The sequence below is a fragment of the Devosia epidermidihirudinis genome, assembly GCF_000971295.1.
GTDB classification, from domain to species: Bacteria; Pseudomonadota; Alphaproteobacteria; order Rhizobiales; family Devosiaceae; genus Devosia; species Devosia epidermidihirudinis.
The window spans coordinates 707,028-723,827 of sequence record NZ_LANJ01000011.1 but is presented as its reverse complement, the minus strand read 5'-3'; the positions used below and the strand labels follow the sequence as shown (position 1 = coordinate 723,827).

The 16,800-nt window shown below is 61.6% G+C and carries 11 protein-coding genes; 8 read left to right on the top strand and 3 right to left on the bottom strand.

Annotated features, from left to right (window positions below; translation table 11 throughout):
• Positions 1-34: 34 nt before the first annotated feature.
• Positions 35-2,674: an aminopeptidase N gene (pepN, locus tag WH87_RS06640; protein WP_046137977.1), complete on the bottom strand. Its 2,640-nt coding sequence runs from the start codon at positions 2,672-2,674 to the stop codon at positions 35-37.
• Positions 2,675-3,000: 326 nt separating this feature from the next.
• Between pepN and WH87_RS06635 the strand changes: the two genes are divergently transcribed.
• From WH87_RS06635 to WH87_RS06620, 4 genes are all read left to right on the top strand, one after another.
• Positions 3,001-4,851 (top strand): ABC transporter ATP-binding protein, encoded by a 1,851-nt coding sequence (locus WH87_RS06635; RefSeq protein WP_046137978.1) that lies wholly within the window; start codon positions 3,001-3,003, stop codon positions 4,849-4,851.
• Between the two features lie 302 nt (positions 4,852-5,153).
• Positions 5,154-7,010, top strand: coding sequence for an ABC transporter ATP-binding protein (locus tag WH87_RS06630; protein WP_046137979.1), 1,857 nt, complete (start codon positions 5,154-5,156; stop codon positions 7,008-7,010).
• Positions 7,011-7,232: 222 nt separating this feature from the next.
• A complete protein-coding gene (locus WH87_RS06625; protein WP_046138557.1) occupies positions 7,233-9,707 on the top strand; it encodes a beta-mannosidase in 2,475 nt (824 codons plus the stop codon).
• 309 nt (positions 9,708-10,016) lie between these two features.
• Positions 10,017-10,931 carry a DMT family transporter gene (locus WH87_RS06620; RefSeq protein ID WP_046137980.1) on the top strand — a complete coding sequence of 305 codons (915 nt, stop codon included), beginning with the start codon at positions 10,017-10,019 and terminating at the stop codon, positions 10,929-10,931.
• Here WH87_RS06620 and WH87_RS06615 read toward each other — a convergent pair.
• Positions 10,928-12,220 carry an NAD(P)/FAD-dependent oxidoreductase gene (locus WH87_RS06615; protein WP_046137981.1) on the bottom strand — a complete coding sequence of 431 codons (1,293 nt, stop codon included), beginning with the start codon at positions 12,218-12,220 and terminating at the stop codon, positions 10,928-10,930. The genes WH87_RS06620 and WH87_RS06615 overlap by 4 nt on opposite strands.
• A gap of 85 nt (positions 12,221-12,305) precedes the next feature.
• The gene (locus tag WH87_RS06610; protein ID WP_156458131.1) at positions 12,306-13,673 is read right to left on the bottom strand and encodes an FGGY-family carbohydrate kinase; all 1,368 of its coding nucleotides are present in this window, start codon (positions 13,671-13,673) and stop codon (positions 12,306-12,308) included.
• A 232-nt stretch (positions 13,674-13,905) separates the two neighbouring features.
• Here WH87_RS06610 and WH87_RS06605 point away from each other — a divergent pair, with 232 nt between their 5' ends.
• The 4 genes from WH87_RS06605 to WH87_RS06590 all read left to right on the top strand — a co-directional run bounded on the left by WH87_RS06605 (position 13,906) and on the right by WH87_RS06590 (position 16,634).
• On the top strand, positions 13,906-14,136 hold the full coding sequence (locus WH87_RS06605) for a hypothetical protein (RefSeq protein WP_046137982.1): 231 nt from the start codon (positions 13,906-13,908) through the stop codon (positions 14,134-14,136).
• Between the two features lie 8 nt (positions 14,137-14,144).
• The gene (locus tag WH87_RS06600; RefSeq protein ID WP_046137983.1) at positions 14,145-14,753 is read left to right on the top strand and encodes an RBBP9/YdeN family alpha/beta hydrolase; all 609 of its coding nucleotides are present in this window, start codon (positions 14,145-14,147) and stop codon (positions 14,751-14,753) included.
• Positions 14,754-14,817: 64 nt separating this feature from the next.
• The gene (locus tag WH87_RS06595; RefSeq protein WP_046137984.1) at positions 14,818-15,267 is read left to right on the top strand and encodes an RrF2 family transcriptional regulator; all 450 of its coding nucleotides are present in this window, start codon (positions 14,818-14,820) and stop codon (positions 15,265-15,267) included.
• A 17-nt stretch (positions 15,268-15,284) separates the two neighbouring features.
• A complete protein-coding gene (locus WH87_RS06590) occupies positions 15,285-16,634 on the top strand; it encodes an FAD/NAD(P)-binding protein (RefSeq protein WP_046137985.1) in 1,350 nt (449 codons plus the stop codon).
• The last annotated feature ends 166 nt before the right edge of the window (positions 16,635-16,800 follow it).

Genomic DNA, 16,800 nt, shown 5'->3' with positions numbered 1-16,800 from the left:
GGCGAAGAAAAATTCTTCTAGTTAACCCGAAGGATTAGCCCGCGAGCATGCGGGTAAGGATATCTGCGGTGTTTCGGCTGAGCGATCCGCCCGACTGCAAAGTGGTCAGTACTGATTTGGCTGCTTCGCGCCGCTTTGGCTCCAGCATCGGCCAGATGCGGAAGCCCGTCAGTACGCGTGCCGCGACCTGCGGATTGATCTTGTCGATCTCCGCCACGAACTCCGCCACGAACCGGAAACCAGCCCCATCGGCCCGCGTAAACTGCGTCGGATTGCTCATGGCAAACACGCCCATCAGCGAACGCAGGCGGTTGGGGTTGGTCTTGGGGAAGGTCGGATCGGCCAGAATGGTCCGGATGCGCTCAATGACGCCATCTTCCGGCACGGCAGCAGTGACTGCGAGCCACTTGTCGAGCACCAGTGGGTCACCGCCAAAGCGGATCTTGAAGTCTGCAAGAAGAACCGGCGCCTTCTCCGTCCAAGCATAGGCGCTCGCGCCCAGGGCGGCTAGGCGATCGGTCATGTTACGGGCAGTTTCGTACTGCTCGGCAGCAAGATTGGCCGCGCCGGGCGCATCGCTGGCTACGAGAAGGCCAAGCAGGCGATTGCGCAGCGCACGGTGTCCATTGCTCTTGGCGTCGGGCGCATAGGGCTGGTCGCTGGCGAGGCCGCGATATGCCTGCAGCAACTGGATGGCGAGCGGCGCAAAGATGGCCTTGAGCAGTTCGCTCCGGACTTCATGCACGCGGACCGGATCGACATCGCTGCCCAAGTTCTGAGCGATCTGGTATTCCGCCGGAATGGTCAGCGAGAGTGCCTTGAACGCGTCATCCAGAGTGTCGCTAGCGAGCGTGTCGGCCATCGCTTCGCTGAGCGCGGCAACGGCGTTGTCACTCCATGGCGTGCCTTTGGTCGCCGACAAGGCCAGAGCCATGCCGACGTCCTGCAGGGCCTGCCAGCGATTGAACGGGTCATTGTCATGCCGCGCCAGGAACAGCTGATCGTCCTGGGTGAGGTTAGTCGTCATGTTCACTGGTGCCGAAAACTCGCGTAGCAGCGACGGCACAGGACGATTTGCGACGCCAGTAAAGGTGACTTCGGCAGCGTCGGTGTTGAGCACGATCATCTCGTCCCGCACCTCAGCGCCGCTGACGCCACTCCACTCCATTGGGCTGCCGTTTGGTCCGATAAGGCCGAACTTGATCGGCACGACGAGCGCGGCCTTCGTAGGCTGGCCCGGGGTCGGCAGCGTTTCCTGCTTCAGCTTGAGCGTATAGGTCTGATTGGCTGCGTCGTAGTTGTCTTCTACGGTGAGGCGCGGTGTGCCGGCCTGCAGATACCAGGTCTTGAATTGGTCAAGGTTGGTGCCATTGGCCTCGCCAAAGACATTCAGGAATGCCTCGATGGTGGTCGCTTCGCCATCATGACGCTCGAAGTAGAGGTCCATGCCTTTGCGGAAGCCAGCTTCGCCGAGCAGCGTTGCGAGCATGCGGACGATCTCGGCGCCCTTTTCGTAGACGGTGGCCGTGTAGAAGTTGTTGATCTCGCGATATTCGTCCGGCCGGGCAGGGTGGGCCAGCGGCCCGCCATCTTCAGCGAACTGCGCGCCGCGCAGACCAACCACATCGCCAATGCGCTTGACCGCACGACTGCGCTCGTCGCTGGTGAACTCCTGATCGCGATAGACGGTCAGGCCTTCCTTCAGGCACAGCTGGAACCAGTCGCGGCAGGTGATGCGGTTGCCGGTCCAGTTGTGGAAGTACTCGTGGGCAATGACGCGCTCGATGCCCTCATAATCCCCGTCGGTGGCCGTATCGGGATGAGCGAACACCAGCTTGTCGTTGAAAATGTTGAGGCCCTTGTTCTCCATCGCGCCGAAATTGAAATCGGAAACGGCGACGATGTTGAAGATGTCGAGGTCGTATTCGAGGCCGAACCGCTTCTCGTCCCATGCCATTGAACGCTTGAGGCTGTCCATCGCCCAGTAGCACTGGTCTTCCTTGCCATGGGTGCAATAGATCGCCAGGTCGACCTTGCGGCCGGAGGCAGTGGTGAAGGTATCGGTAATCGCCCCAAGATCGCCGGCGACCAGTGCGAACAGGTAGGATGGCTTGGGGAATGGGTCCTGCCAGACGGCAAAGTGCATGCCGTCGCCCGCATCGCCGCGATCCACCAGATTGCCATTGGCCAACAGCACAGGCGCCAGATCGCGCGGCGCGGTCATGCGTACATTGAAGGTCGCCAGAATGTCTGGGCGGTCCATGTAATAGGTAATGCGGCGGAAACCCTCGGGCTCGCACTGCGTGCACCATGTGCCGCTGGAGCGGTACAGGCCCATCAGCGGCGTGTTGTTCTCGGGCTGCAGCACGACTTCGGTTTCCAGAACGAAGCGGCGCAGCGGTGGCTCGAAAACGGTCAGGCTATTGGGCTCGGCCAGATAGGCCGACAGCACCAGCGGCGCGCCATCGATAGCGATCGAGGTGAGAGAAAGTTCATCGCCATCCAGCACCAACGGCGTGCCCGGCGCGGTATCGTCGCGCGGCTCAATGGTCAGCTGGGTCGTTACAGTCGTGTTTTCGGCGAGGATGCGGAAATCGAGGTCCACGCTGACAATGCGATAAGGGCTGGGCGCGTAGTCCTTGAGATAGATTGTGTGCTCGGCATCTGTACGCATAAATGGCCTCGTAGACTGGTCGGTCTGAAATCGTCTGTGTCTGCGCCGCAACAGTAGACTCGGCACATGTTGTGTATCCTGCGCGGCCAACGACCGCCCTGATTACCTCTTCTACGCCAAATCGGACGACATTGGGGAGGGGGCTTCTCAGGTAACGGCACGCTGCTCCTCTGCGCCAACTATCGGGCGTATAGAGCGCGGTATCCATGATTTCCGGTCGGCTCGTCTGCCATCGGCCAGTAATGCCTTGACCTCAACCATGCTTGAGGGACTAGAGCGATTGGCCGTCTGCAAGTGAACCACCAAATACAGCTTTAGGTGACGCCATGTTGCGCTGGTTTGAACGACGTCTTGATCCTTATCCCGCGGGCGACCCTGTCGAACCGCCAAAAAGCCTTTTGGCTTTCTGCCTGCACTACAGCAACGGCGCCAAGAAATGGCTGGCGCTGATGGCGTTCGCCGCTGCGGCGGTGGCTATTGGCGAAATCATCGTTTTCGGTTTCATCGGCGATATTGTGAACTGGCTGGCCGATGCCAACCGCGACACGTTCCTGCAGACTGACGGTTGGAAGCTGGCGCTGATGGGCGCCATGGTGGTGCTGATCCTTCCGGCTTTCGCGCTGATTTCGACCCTCACAATGCACCAGACCCTTCTGGGCAACTTCCCGCAGCGCATCCGTTGGATGAGCCATCGTTATCTGATCCGCCAGTCGATGAGCTTCTTCCAGGATGAGTTTGCTGGCCGCATTGGCGCCAAGCTGATGCAGACATCGCTCGCCGTGCGCGAAGTGGTGATGAAGCTGCTCGACATGCTGGTCTATGTCGTCGTGTACTTCACCGGCGCCGTGTTCCTTGCTGCCTCGACTGACTGGCGCCTGGCTGTGCCGTTCCTTGTCTGGCTCGTCGTCTATGTCGGGATGATGATCTATTTCATCCCTCGTATGGGCAAGATTTCCGAGGCTCAGGCCGACGCCCGTTCGCTAATGACTGGTCGCATCGTCGACAGCTACACCAACATCGCTACGGTCAAGCTCTTCAGCCATTCCAACCGCGAAGAGAAGTACGCCAAGGAAGCGATGGATCAGTTCCTGGACACGGCCTACCGGCAGATGCGTCTGTTCTCGGTGCTGAACCTGTCCGTGTTGTGGTCCAACTCTCTGCTGCTGTTCGCGGTGGCGGCGACGGGCCTTTACCTCTGGTTCCAGGGCGTCATGTCGCCCGGCGCGCTTGCGGTGTCGCTCGGCCTCGTCATGCGCTTCCAGGGCATGAGCCAGTGGGTCATGTGGGAAATGTCATCGCTGTTTGAAAACATCGGCACGGTTCGCGACGGTATCTCGTCGTTGTCAGTGTCGCGCGTTGTGTCCGATGAGCCAGATGCCAAGGCGCTGCCAGAGGTTAAGGGCGACATCAAGTTCGAGAACGTCTCGTTCCACTACGGCAAGAATACCGGCGTGATCGAGGGGCTGAACCTGCATATCCGTCCGGGCGAAAAGATCGGTCTTGTCGGGCGCTCGGGCGCCGGCAAGTCGACTATCGTCAACCTGTTGCTGCGGTTCTACGACCGTGCTGACGGCAAGATCCTGGTCGACGGGCATGACATCGCCAAGGTCACGCAGGATAGCCTTCGCGCCAATATCGGTGTGGTCACGCAGGACACCTCGCTGCTGCATCGTTCGGTGCGAGACAACATCAACTACGGCCGCCCCGACGCAACCGAGGAAGACATGTTGCGCGCCGCCGAACTGGCTGAGGCCTCCGACTTCATCGGTGGCCTGTCCGATCTCAAGGGCCGCATCGGCTACGATGCTCATGTGGGCGAACGCGGGGTCAAACTGTCCGGTGGCCAGCGCCAGCGTATCGCCATCGCGCGTGTCCTGCTTAAGAATGCGCCCATCCTGGTGCTTGATGAAGCCACCTCCGCCCTCGATTCCGAGGTCGAAGCAGCCATTCAAAGCCAGTTGCAGATGTTGATGCAGGGCAAGACCGTCATCGCCATTGCGCACCGCCTGTCAACTATCGCCATGATGGACCGGCTTGTGGTGCTCGATAAGGGCCGGATCATCGAGCAGGGCACACACGCCCAGTTGCTCGAAACCGGTGGCATCTATTCCAGTCTGTGGAGCCGTCAGTCGGGCGGGTTCATCGATGCGGACCAGTCGGAAGACGCCGCGCAGTAGTTTCTTACCTCTCCCTTCGGGGGAGAGGTCGACCGGAACGGTCGGGTGAGGGGGCCTCCCCGCTTGGGACCAAGGCCCCCTCACCCGGCTCGCAAGAGCGATCCGACCTCTCCCCCAAAGGGAGAGGTCAAGCAAGAAGACCTAACCAACCAAAGGAGCACTCAAATGGGTGACATCATCACGATCCGAGAGACCAGCCATCCCAATGCGCAGGCCGTCCAACAATTTAAACACTCCGATCGTTACCGACCCTGACCTGAGCCCGAAAACTCCGTCAGGCGCGGCTCAAATAAGAGCTCAAAATGTTCAACCGCGTCATCGACTACTTCGACAATCTCTACTCGCCCACCGCGCTTGCCAAAAATCGGCAGCCGCCTATGGGCCTCCGACCTTTCGTCAGCTACTTCATCAGCCAGTTCCGCGCTGTTTTCGCCATCCGCATCGTTCTGGTGTCGATAGGCTCTATCGCTGACGCTCTCATGCCTGTTTTCGTCGGCCTCGTGGTCGGCATGCTGGCCACCACCAATCCCGGCGAAATATTCAATCTGCACGGCCAGACGCTGCTGTGGATGATCTTTGTTGTCGTGCTGGTCCGGCCGTTGACCTTCATGCTGGATACGCTGGTGCGTAACCATTCCATCGTACCCAACCTCGTCGATCTGGTACGCTGGCAAAGCCATTGGCACGTTATCCGCCAAAGCTGGACCTTCTTCCAGAATGACTTTGCCGGTCGGGTGGCCAACAAGATCATCCAGGCTGGTGAAGCCATCGAAATCGGCGTGAACCTCACCATCGATGCCGCATGGTATGCACTCGTCTTCGTCGTTGTGGCGATCATCGTGTTGGCTCAGCTCGATGCCATGCTGCTGGTGCCAATCGGGCTCTGGCTGCTGTGTTATGCGATCCTCTTCACCATCACCATGCCGCTCATCGCCCGCTATTCCGAGGAGCTTTCGGAATCCAAGTCGGTGATGACGGGCCGTATCGTGGATAGTTACACGAACATCCAGACCCTCAAGACCTTCTCGACGGGCGGTCACGAGGATCGGTATGTGGCAGACTCGATCAACGATCACGCCGTCAGCTTCCGCAAGCTGATGCGCGTGTTCACCTATATGTGGTCGATCCTGTTCATGCTGAATGCGGCGCTGGTGGTGTCGGTGACATGGCTGGCGCTCAGTGGCTGGAACAACGGCACGTTGTCCGCGGCTGCGGTGGCCACGGCGATCCCGTTCGCGCTGCAGATCATGAACATGAGCGGCTGGATCCTTGAAATCGGTTCCAACATCTTCCGCCAGGTCGGCAACGTGCGGGACTCGATGGATACCATCGCCCAGCCCCTGACCATGCTGGATGGTCCGGAAGCCAAGGACCTTGAAGTCACCAAGGGTGAGCTGGACTACGACAATGTCAGCTTCAACTACTGGCGCGGCAAGACCGGCAGCGTCATCGACGACTTCAAGCTGACCGTGGCGCCGGGTGAAAAGATCGGCCTTGTCGGTCGTTCCGGCTCGGGCAAGTCGACGTTGGTGAACCTGGCCCTGCGCATGTTCGACGTGCAAGAGGGGGCGATCCGCATCGACGGGCAGGATGTTCGCGACGTCACGCAGGAAAGCGTGCGCGCGGCCATCGGTCTCGTCAGTCAGGATACTTCTCTGCTGCATCGCTCGGTTCGTGAGAACCTCAAATATGGCCGCCAGTCGGCCACTGATGAGGAGATGATCCGTGCGGCCGAACAGGCCAAGGTCCATGACGTGATCATGGGGCTGGTCGATCCCAAGGGAAACAAGGGCTACGACGCCCATGTGGGCGAGCGGGGCGTCAAGCTGTCCGGTGGGCAGCGTCAGCGCGTGGCGATTGCTCGTGTGCTGCTCAAGAACGCCCCGATCCTGGTGCTCGACGAAGCCACCTCGGCGCTCGACTCCGAGGTTGAAGCGGCCATTCAGGATCAGCTGACGACGCTGATGCAGGGCAAGACGGTGATCGCGATTGCCCACCGCTTGTCGACCATCGCCGCAATGGATCGTCTGGTGGTGCTGGAACAGGGCAAGATCGTTGAGGAGGGCACTCATGCCCAGCTCCTCGCTTCCGGCGGACACTACGCCCACCTCTGGGAACGCCAATCCGGCGGCTTCCTCGATCTGGGTGCCGTGCCCTAGCAAGCTAATGGCGTCGCGGGCAGTAAGCTCGCGGCGCCACTGCCGTCTAAAGCTTGATTTAGCAACGATGCAATTGTGCGAATAATGAGCTTTGGCCCCATTGGAATGGCCCCCAAACTCGGGATAGAAAGGGAGTTAAATCGATTGCGCACCCGTTCGGGCTCAAGCGCACTCGCCCAATAAAAACGGTCGGCGCCGCCAAGGTTGCCGGAGGAGACCATCGTGACTGCATCCGCTTCTTACTCTGCGCTGGACCTTGCCGGCGCGTTCAAACTCTCCTCGCCAACGCATAAAACCGGCGCAACTCTTACGCTTCCGGGCGATGTGCACACAGCGCTGCTGGCCGCCGACGAGATCCCCGATCCCTATTTCGGCGAAAACGAAAAGCAGGTGATGTGGGTCAACGAAACCGCGTGGGCAGCCGAGCGCAGCTTCACCGCGAGCGCTGCTGACATTGACGGCTATCTGACGCTGACGCTGGCGGAAGTGGACTGCATAGCTACCATCTTCCTCAATGGGGAAGAGATCGCCAAGACGCAGAACAGCTTCCTGCGCAACGACATCGACGTCACGGGCAAGGTCCGCGAAGGCGACAACACGCTGCGCATCGAATTCGACATTGCGCCCGAAATTGCCAAGGCCCGTGCTGACGCTCATCCATTCCCGATCCCCTTCACCAACAACTACCTCACCAACGGCCTCAAAGGCATCCACATGAACTTCATCCGCAAGGCCGCGTGCCACGCCGGGTGGGACTGGGGCATTTGCCTGATGCCGATTGGCGTCTATGGCACGATGAGCCTGCGCAAATCGCGGCTTGCGCGTCAGGACAGTGTACAGGTGGATCAGGTGCACGGGGAGCACTCGGTCGAACTGTCTATAAAGACACACCTTTTTGCCTTCGCGCCGGGCACGGTGGAGTTGCAGCACAGCATCGACGGACAGCTGGTTGCGGACAAGTTTGTGCTAGCATCAGGCGATAACACTATCGTCCAAAATGTGACTATCCAGAACCCACGGCTCTGGTGGCCCGCCGGGCAGGGCGAACAGCCGCTTTACGAGTTGGTAACCGAGCTCGAGGGCGAGAAAACCGTTCGCAGGATCGGCCTGCGCAAGCTGGAATGGATCGTCGAAAAGGACGAGATCGACCACAGCTTCAAATGCCGCATCAATGGCCGCGATGTGTCCATGCTCGGCGCCAACTGGATCCCGGCTGACGCCATCCCCTCGCGCATTACGCCAGCCGTGATCCGTGATCTGCTGGAAAGCGCCAAGGCCGCCAACATGAACATGTTGCGCATCTGGGGCGGCGGGCAATACGAGCCGGACTACTTCTATGAGCTCTGCGACGAGCTGGGCATCATGATCTGGCACGACTTCATGTTCGCCTGCATGAGCTATCCGTCCGACCGGCCATTCCTCGACAATGTTCGCATCGAAATCACCCAGCAGGTACGCCGCCTCAGCCACCATGCGTCCATCGCGCTGTGGTGCGGCGACAATGAAGTGATCGGCTCGCTGCACTGGTATCCCGAGACCAAGGCGGCGCCCGAGCGCTACGTGGCCAACTATGACCGGCTCAATTCCATGCTCGGTACCATCGTCGAGGACGAAGATCCGGCGCGCCGTTTCTGGCCGTCCTCGCCATCGCAGGGTTATCTCGATTTCTCGGACGGCTGGCAGTCGGACACGCGCGGCGACACTCATTATTGGGACGTCTGGCATTCGGCGAAATCGTTCGAGGCCTATCGCACCGTCAACCCGCGCTTTGCCTCCGAGTTCGGCTTCCAGTCCTTCACCTCGATGAATGTCATTGAGACCTTCACCGATAAGAAGGACCGTAACCCGTCTTCGCCGGTGATGGAAAACCACCAGCGCAACAACGGCGGCAACGCACGCATCCTCGAAACGATGACGCGCTACTTCCGCTTCCCGAGCAATTTCGATCAGATGGTATTCCTCAGTCAGATCCAGCAGGGTCTGGCGATCAAGACCGCCATCGAATACTGGCGTTCGACGAAGCCGCGTTGCATGGGCACGCTGTTCTGGCAGATCAACGACATCTGGCCAGTCGCCAGCTGGTCGAGCCTCGACTACGGCGGGCAGTGGAAGCTGCTGCAATACATGGCCAAGCGCTTCTTCCTGCCCACCAATGTCGTGGCCGTGCCGAGCAAGGACAATTCCCAGATCACCTTCCGGGGCATCAATGACACCGGCAAGCCGGTGACAATTGCGCTCGAAGTGCTGGCGAGCAAGATCGGCGGCGGCGACCGCGTGGTGTTTTCGGGCAATTGCGCGATCAGTCCAGACGCGGCCATTTCGGTGACTACGCTAGCGGCGCAGGACCTGGCAGCGGATGAATTCCTGTTCTTCTCGTGGAAGGACGCGGCGGGCAACCTCCTGGGCGAAAACGACTATTTCCCCAGGCCGTACAAGGCCTATGAGCTGGTCAAACCATCGATCACGGCGGCATGGTCGGAAGTTGAAGGGCAGCTGGTGCTGACCCTCGCCAGCGACAAGCCTGCTCTGTTCGTCACCGCCAGCGTCGACATTCCCGGTTACTTCTCGGACAATGCCGTGACGCTCCTGCCGGGCCGCCAGACGGATCTGACGTTCACGCCACGGCATGGCGCAACGCCATCGGCGGCGGAGGTGATCCAGTCGCTCAAAGTGCGGAACCTGTACGAGACATTCTGAGGACGTTGGTCGTTTACTTTTGTGCCCTGGTGTCGCGCCACACACGATCGCTGCCCGCGGGCTAGATCCGCGGGTCTCTCGTCGCTTGGGCTGTGTTGATGGTGACCCGCGGACTAAGTCCCCGGGGAGCGGCGGTGGGTGTGGGGTAGCGGTGTGCTAGGAGGCTTTGCCGCGATGGTGCGGGAGAGCAGGGAGCCTATTCCTCCTCTGACATACAAGTTATGCACCCGCTCGCATTGACAGGAAGCGCGTGATCTTCCAACCCTTGGACTTCTCGCGCTTCTTCTTGCGCGTCTCCCCGGACTTGCCATGTCGAGCAGTATTGCGCCCATTGAGGAGCGCCGTCTTTTAGGTATCGGGCTTATGCTCGGGGCCTACTTTCTCTTTGTTTGCCTCGATAGCTCGGCCAAGTGGCTGGGGCTGGTTGGCTTGCCTGCGCTGCAGATCATGTTTGTTCGCTATGCCGTCCATTTCGGGCTGGCTGCGGCGATCAATCTGCCGCGCAAGGGCTTGTCGCTGCTGCACACCAACAATCTGCGGCTGGAAATGCTGCGGGCGGCGGCCTTGGTTGGCTCGACGCTGTGCAACTTCACCGCCGTGCGTTACCTGCCACTCACCGTGACCGGGGCCATCGGCTTCACCGTTCCATTGATCGTCACGGCCATGTCGGTGTTCTTCCTGCACGAAACGGTGGGTTGGCGGCGCTGGACGGCGATCGGCGTGGGCTTTCTGGGCGTGCTGATCATCGTGCGGCCGGGCACTGAAGTGTTCCATCCGGCAACCCTGCTCTCGATGGGCGGAGCGGTTTGCTACGCGAGCTATGCCATGCTGACCCGGCGCCTTGCCGGGGTGGACTCTGCTGGCACGCAGCAGTTCTATGGGGCGGCACTGCCAACTGTCGTGCTGGCGCCATTTGCGCTGCTGACCTGGGTGTGGCCGACCAATCCGGTCGATTGGACCGTGCTGGCGCTGATCGGTGTCATCGGCTTTTCCGGGCACCAGTTCATCACCGTGGCACATCGCTTTGCACCCGCGTCGGCGCTGGCGCCCTTCGCCTATGTGCAGATCTTGTTTTTCACCGCCATCAGCTGGCTGGTGTTCAACCAGCCGCCCGACATGTGGCTCTATATCGGCGCGCCCATCGTCATGGCGAGCGGGCTCTATATCTGGATGCGCGAGCGCGCGCTGGCCAAGCCCGTCTCACCCTCGACCGAAGAGGTCTAGTCCTTGGCGGCAGCCTGCGCTGGGGTCTTGGGCTCGGCCTCGCCCTGGGTGATCAGGCGCGAGCTGCGCTGGCCGCTGAGATAGATCCAGAGCCAGCTCATGGCGACGAAGAGTCGGTTCTTGATGTCGATCAGGAAATAGATGTGGGCCAGTCCCCACGCCCACCAGGCGACCCAGCCCTTGAGCTGGGTCCAGCCAAAGTCGATGACGGCTGCGCGCTTGCCTATGGTGGCGAGGTCCCCGGCGTGTTTGTAACGGAACGGCTTGACAGCTGTATCGCCAGCTAGCCGCGCTACGATGACCTCAGCCGCATGCTTGCCGCCTTGCTTGGCGGCGTCGCCGACGCCGGGCACGGGCTTGCCATCGGGCATAGTGATGGTGGCCGTGTCGCCCACCACGAAAATCTCAGGATGCCCGGGCACCGTCAGGTCGTTCTCGACCTTCACCCGGCCCGCGCGATCTGCCTCCAGCCCCAGCCACTCAGCGGCAGGTGAGGCCTGAACGCCGGCGGCCCAGATCACGGTCTGCGCATCGAGGCGCTTGTCGCCATAGGTGACGCCATCGGCATCCACCTCGGTGACCGGCTCGCCGAGAATGACCTCGACGCCCAGATCGCGCAGCGATTTGAGGGTGTAGTCCGAAAGCTCCGGCTTGAAATTGGCCAGCACGCGCTTGCCGCCCTCGATCAGCACCACGCGGGCTTCTCCCGGCACGATATTGCGGAACTGGCCGCGCAGTGTCACCCGCGCCAGCTCGATGATCGCCCCTGCCAACTCAACCCCTGTGGGGCCCGCGCCGATAATGACAAAGGTGAGGAGCGCCTTGCGCTTGTCAGGATCGGTTTCGAGCTCGGCGGCCTCGAAGGCCACCAGCAGCTTGCGGCGAATGCGCGTCGCGTCTTCCAGCGTCTTGAGGCCCGGCGCGAACTTCTCCCACTGGTCGTGGCCGAAATAGGCGTGGCGCACGCCCGTCGCGAGGATCAGGCTGTCATAGGGGACGGTGCTGCCGTCATCGATGCGGACGGTGCGGGCGGTGGTGTCGATGCCCTCGACAGTAGCCAACAGCGTAGTGACGTTGTCGGCATTGCGCAGGATATGGCGGATGGGCCAGGCGATTTCCGAGGTGTTCAGCGAGGCGGTCGCGACCTGATAGAGCAGGGGCTGGAACAGGTGATGATTGCGCTGATCGATCACTGTCACGTCGACATCGGCTCGGGACAGGGCCTGCGCCGCCGCCAGCCCGCCGAACCCGGCCCCCACGATTGCCACGCGTTGCCTGCCGTCCGTCATCTGTGCCTCCGATCAGTTACCCCTGATGTGGTGGCGGCAGAGTGACGGTCAAGGTCTTGCGGCGCAAGGCTTCAATGCGCTGGGCCTATGCGGCCAGGCGAGCTTTCCATCGCGCCACGTAATCGTCAAATCCAGCCACGCCAAGCGGCGCGAACGGCGCGGCTTCAGCCTTGTGCGCGGGAGCGCCGCCAAACAGCATGCTGGCGCCAAGGCTGGTGCCGGTGGCGTCGCCCGAGGCACTGACGCTGGAGCCAGTGAGGCGCGCGAGCGCTTCGCCAAACAGGCGATTGCGGGCGAGGGGTCCCTCGACGATGATCTGCTTGCCCAAGCCGCAGAGGCCAAGGCAGGCCTCTGTGATGAGCGCCAGATAGAGCGAGGCAACGGCGGTGCGCTCGCCCGGCGTCAGACTGGCGGGGTCAATGGTCCAGGTGCCCTTGGCATGAGGGAAAGGGCCGGTGCCGGGATTGAAGCATGGCAGGGCCTGAATGCTTTCTGCGATGACCCGGGAGATATCCGCTTCGGTCGGCTCGACTGCGCCAGGCGCCAGCATGTCGAACTCGCGACCACCCATGAAGCGCGCAGTGGGTACGGCGCGGCCATAGGCGTCGACATTGGCGAGGCTGTCGCGGCTGGCGTCGAGATGGGCGGTATCGCCACCCACCGTCATGGCGATGGCCCAGGTGCCGGTCGACAGGATCGTGAACGGGGTCTCATGCGCGCCCAGGTGGGGCAGCAGCGATGCGTTGGAATCGTGGATGCCGCAACTTACAGGCGTGTTGGCCGCCAGACCTGTTGCAGCGGCGACGGCCGGGGTGATTGCGCCCAGCACGGACGCGGCGGGCTTGATGGCGGGGAACAGCTTGCGCCAGCCCTGCCCATCAACGAGGCTCGAAAAGTCCTGTTGCACGGGCGCCCACAGGTCTGTGTGGCAGCCCAGCGAGGTTAATTCGCTGGCCGATACGCCCGTCAGCCGCCACGCCCAATATTGCGGATAGGTGAGGATCTGGGTGACCCCCGCGAAGGCCTCTGCATGGGCGCGGCTCTGCCAGAATATCTGCGCGCCCAGATTGAGCCCGTTGGGCAGCAGTGGCGAGAGGCTCTCGGAGAAGGCCGGGCGCTCGGCTGCGTAGAGTCCAGCGGTTTCATCGGTGCCATTGTGCTCATAGTCCAGCACCGGCATGGCAAGCGCGTCGCCCGCCATCAGCGCTGCCGTGGCGCCATGAGTGGTGACGGAAATGCCATCAATGCCATGCACCGCCTGGAGGTCGCGTAGGCTCTCGAGGATGAAGGTCCAGAGGCGCTCCACATCTGCGTGCGGATAAGGGCCGTCGCGCAGCACGGTATTTGGCGTGCTCCGAGTGGCAATCTGTGTGCCTGTGGTGGCGTCGATCAGCACCAGCTTGGCATTGGTCTTGCCGATATCGATGACGGCGACGGAACGGGGCAGGGGCATGGGCGCTGTGCTCTGGCAATTGCATAGCCGGAATACGGCAAATTCAGCCCCGATGCCATAGCTAACATGTTAGCTGCGTCCGAGCCCCATCGCCTAGCCGAGTGCATTATCGCGAAACAATTTTTCCGCTCTTGCGCGCACTTCGCCAACCTCTGACTCGCTTAACACGACCGAGATGATAGGCTTTATGTACGAAGTGTTAATCGAACGATCCAACAGAGGAATACCCCCGATGGTCCATTTTTTTGGCGTTCTCAATCCAGCATTCGGCGCCCGGGTCGATAGCCCAGATGCCCCGTTGAAGGCTGACTTTTTCGGCGGCGCAGCCGACGCTGAGCAGCCGACCGCTGCCGAGTTTGATGCGGACCTGCTGAGCGGCAAGGCGCCAGAATCAGTGGCGCACCTTGGCTATGGCGGCAAGGAACGCCGTTTCGTTCGCGTCAGCATCCCACCCTATTTCTGATCAGCACCATGTGTACTCCCACCACGCTCATCGTTCCCGGTTTGCACGGCTCTGGCACCGACCATTGGCAGGCGTGGTGGCAGATCGACGACCGGAGCGCTGTGCTGGTGGAGCAGGATGACTGGTCCAACCCCGACGCTGATCGCTGGTTGGCGCGGCTCGAGGAGGCGATCTCGGCCCATCCCAACGCGCTGATCGTGGCGCATAGCCTGGGTTCGATCCTGACGGCGCGGCTAGCGGGCAGCAGGCTGGCGCATCTGGTGGCGGGGGCCTTGCTGGTGGCGCCGGCCGATATTAACCGCACCTCGGACCTGCACAGCCGCACCTATGACTTCGGTGAAATGCCGCACGAGCGGCTGCCATTCCCGAGCCTCGTGGTCGCCAGCCGCAACGACGCCTACATGTCCTATGACAAATTGCGGGACCTTGCGGTGGAGTGGGGCTCGCCGATCCATGACATTGGCTACGTCGGGCACATCAACGTGGCGAGCGGATTTGGGCGCTGGCCGGCAGGCTACGAACTCGCTCATCGGGTGCGGGATCGATCATTGGGGCAGCCAACACGCTCTCCGGCCGAGGCCATAAGGGGCGATAAAGCTTGTACCGTTCATTTGTAGACTTTAAGTACGTGCGCATGCTTCTGGCCGATGTCCGGCTGGTCTATTGGGCTTTGTCGCACGCATGCTCACGAAAAAAGGCAAATACGGCCTCAAGGCACTCGCTGCCTTGTCCGAACTCCCAGAGGGACAGCTGGCTTTTGTCGGCGACGTCGCCAAGGGCAACAATATCCCCAAGAAGTTTCTCGACGCCATTTTGGCCGAGCTCCGCAATGCTGGGTTCGTCCATAGCCGCAAGGGCAAGGCAGGGGGCTATTGCCTCGCGCGCCCGGCCGACGAGATCAAGATTGGCCACGTGGTGCGCGTCCTTGATGGACCGCTTGCACCAATTCCGTGCGCCAGCAAGACGCGTTACCAACCCTGCACTGATTGCGATGAGGCCACATGCCAAATTCGCCATCTGATGCTCGACGTGCGCAACGCGATTGCCGATGTCCTGGACAATACCAGCCTGACCCAGATGCGGGCCATGGGCGGAGCGGATGCGCTCGGCTCCGAGGCAATGACCGCATGATGCAGTTGGGGGTGTAAATGAGCACCTCGAACGGACGGTCATCGGTGACAATTATTGGCGGTGGGGCCAGCGGCGTGCTGCTGGCGGCCCATCTGCTGCGCGACCCCAAGACAGATATCCGCGTGACGCTGATCGAGCGGCGCGGCCAATTCGGGCAGGGGCTCGCCTATTCTGCCAGCCAGCGCGACCACAAGGTCAATGTGCCCGCGCGTGGCATGAGCGCCTTTGCGGATGATCCCGAACACTTCTGGCGGTGGTTGCAGACGCGCGGCTATCCGGCAGCGCGCGGCTCCTGGGTTTTCGTGCCGCGCCGGCTCTATGGCGTCTATCTCGAACACGTGTTGAGCGAAGCCGGGCAGTCTCGCCTCGGTCGTCTTGTCGTGCTCTCCGAAGAAGCCGTCGCGGTGCACGAGGGCAAAAGCGGCATCGAGACGGTGCTCGACAACGGCACCAGCCTGATCAGCCGCAGTGTCGTTTTGGCGGTGGGGCATGAAACCCAGCCCGCGCGCGGCCGAGGTATTGCTGTGCGCGTCGGCTCCGAGCGCGATACTCCGTTGCCAGAGAATGCGCCGGTCATGATCCTCGGCTCCGGCCTCAGCATGGTCGACGCCTGGCTATCGCTGGCCGATGCAGAGCACAAGGGCCCGATCACGGTCGTGTCGCGCAATGGCCTGCTGCCCAAGGGGCACCGCGACGTGCCGCCGATCAATATCGACGCGGCTGACGTGCCGTTCGGCACGAGCCTCCCCTATTTCATGCGCTGGTTCCGGGCCCTGGCCCGCGAGACCGAGGCGCGTGGTGGCGATTGGCGCAGCGTGGTCGATGGCCTGCGCCCCTATAACCAGCGCATCTGGAAGAATTGGACGTCGAACGCCAAGCGCCAGTTCCTGCGCCACCTGCGCCCGTGGTGGAACATTCACCGCCATCGCCTGCCGCCCGAATTGCATGAGCGGCTGGTGCGGGCCGTCGGCACGGGACAGGTCAAGCTCGTGGCCGCCGAGTTCCTTGGCGTCGAGCGCAATGGCGACGGTGCCCGCGCGCAAATCCGCCGTCGCGGCACCAGTGAGCGCGAGACCATGGATATTGCGCGGGTTTACGATTGCGGTGGCGTCAGCGTCGACGTGCTGTCGAGCTCCAATCCGGTCATTCGCGATCTGGTCGCCAATGGCCGCGCGCGGCCTGATACGTTTCGCATTGGTCTCGATGTGGACGAAAACTGCGCCGTGGTGGATGCCGATGGCAAATCGCATGAGCGGTTGCTGGTGGTCGGCCCGCTGACGCGGGGTCGCTTCTTTGAGATCGAAGCCATTCCTGACATTCGGGTCCAGGCTGCAACGCTGGCTGCGCGACTGCTGGCACAAGGCTAGGCCGCGCAGACTCTTCATCCCCTTGCACGAGAGCTAAATTACACCAATCTGATAGACATTGTGCGTTCGTAGGATGCCATTCTAGCAGGTGGCTGAAGTAGCGAGAGAATTTGTCGTGAGCTCGCTGCATTCGAAAACCTTGCTCTCGCCGCCAACAGTGCCTCTG

What these genes read in the sequence shown, in the direction of transcription:
- pepN (WP_046137977.1), bottom strand. Translation starts at nt 2,674, where the DNA reads ATGCGTACAGATGCCGAGCACACAATCTATCTCAAGGACTACGCGCCC.
- WH87_RS06635 (WP_046137978.1), top strand. Translation starts at nt 3,001, where the DNA reads ATGTTGCGCTGGTTTGAACGACGTCTTGATCCTTATCCCGCGGGCGAC.
- WH87_RS06630 (WP_046137979.1), top strand. Translation starts at nt 5,154, where the DNA reads ATGTTCAACCGCGTCATCGACTACTTCGACAATCTCTACTCGCCCACC.
- WH87_RS06620 (WP_046137980.1), top strand. Translation starts at nt 10,017, where the DNA reads ATGTCGAGCAGTATTGCGCCCATTGAGGAGCGCCGTCTTTTAGGTATC.
- WH87_RS06615 (WP_046137981.1), bottom strand. Translation starts at nt 12,220, where the DNA reads ATGACGGACGGCAGGCAACGCGTGGCAATCGTGGGGGCCGGGTTCGGC.
- WH87_RS06610 (WP_156458131.1), bottom strand. Translation starts at nt 13,673, where the DNA reads ATGCCCCTGCCCCGTTCCGTCGCCGTCATCGATATCGGCAAGACCAAT.
- WH87_RS06605 (WP_046137982.1), top strand. Translation starts at nt 13,906, where the DNA reads ATGGTCCATTTTTTTGGCGTTCTCAATCCAGCATTCGGCGCCCGGGTC.
- WH87_RS06600 (WP_046137983.1), top strand. Translation starts at nt 14,145, where the DNA reads ATGTGTACTCCCACCACGCTCATCGTTCCCGGTTTGCACGGCTCTGGC.
- WH87_RS06595 (WP_046137984.1), top strand. Translation starts at nt 14,818, where the DNA reads ATGCTCACGAAAAAAGGCAAATACGGCCTCAAGGCACTCGCTGCCTTG.
- WH87_RS06590 (WP_046137985.1), top strand. Translation starts at nt 15,285, where the DNA reads ATGAGCACCTCGAACGGACGGTCATCGGTGACAATTATTGGCGGTGGG.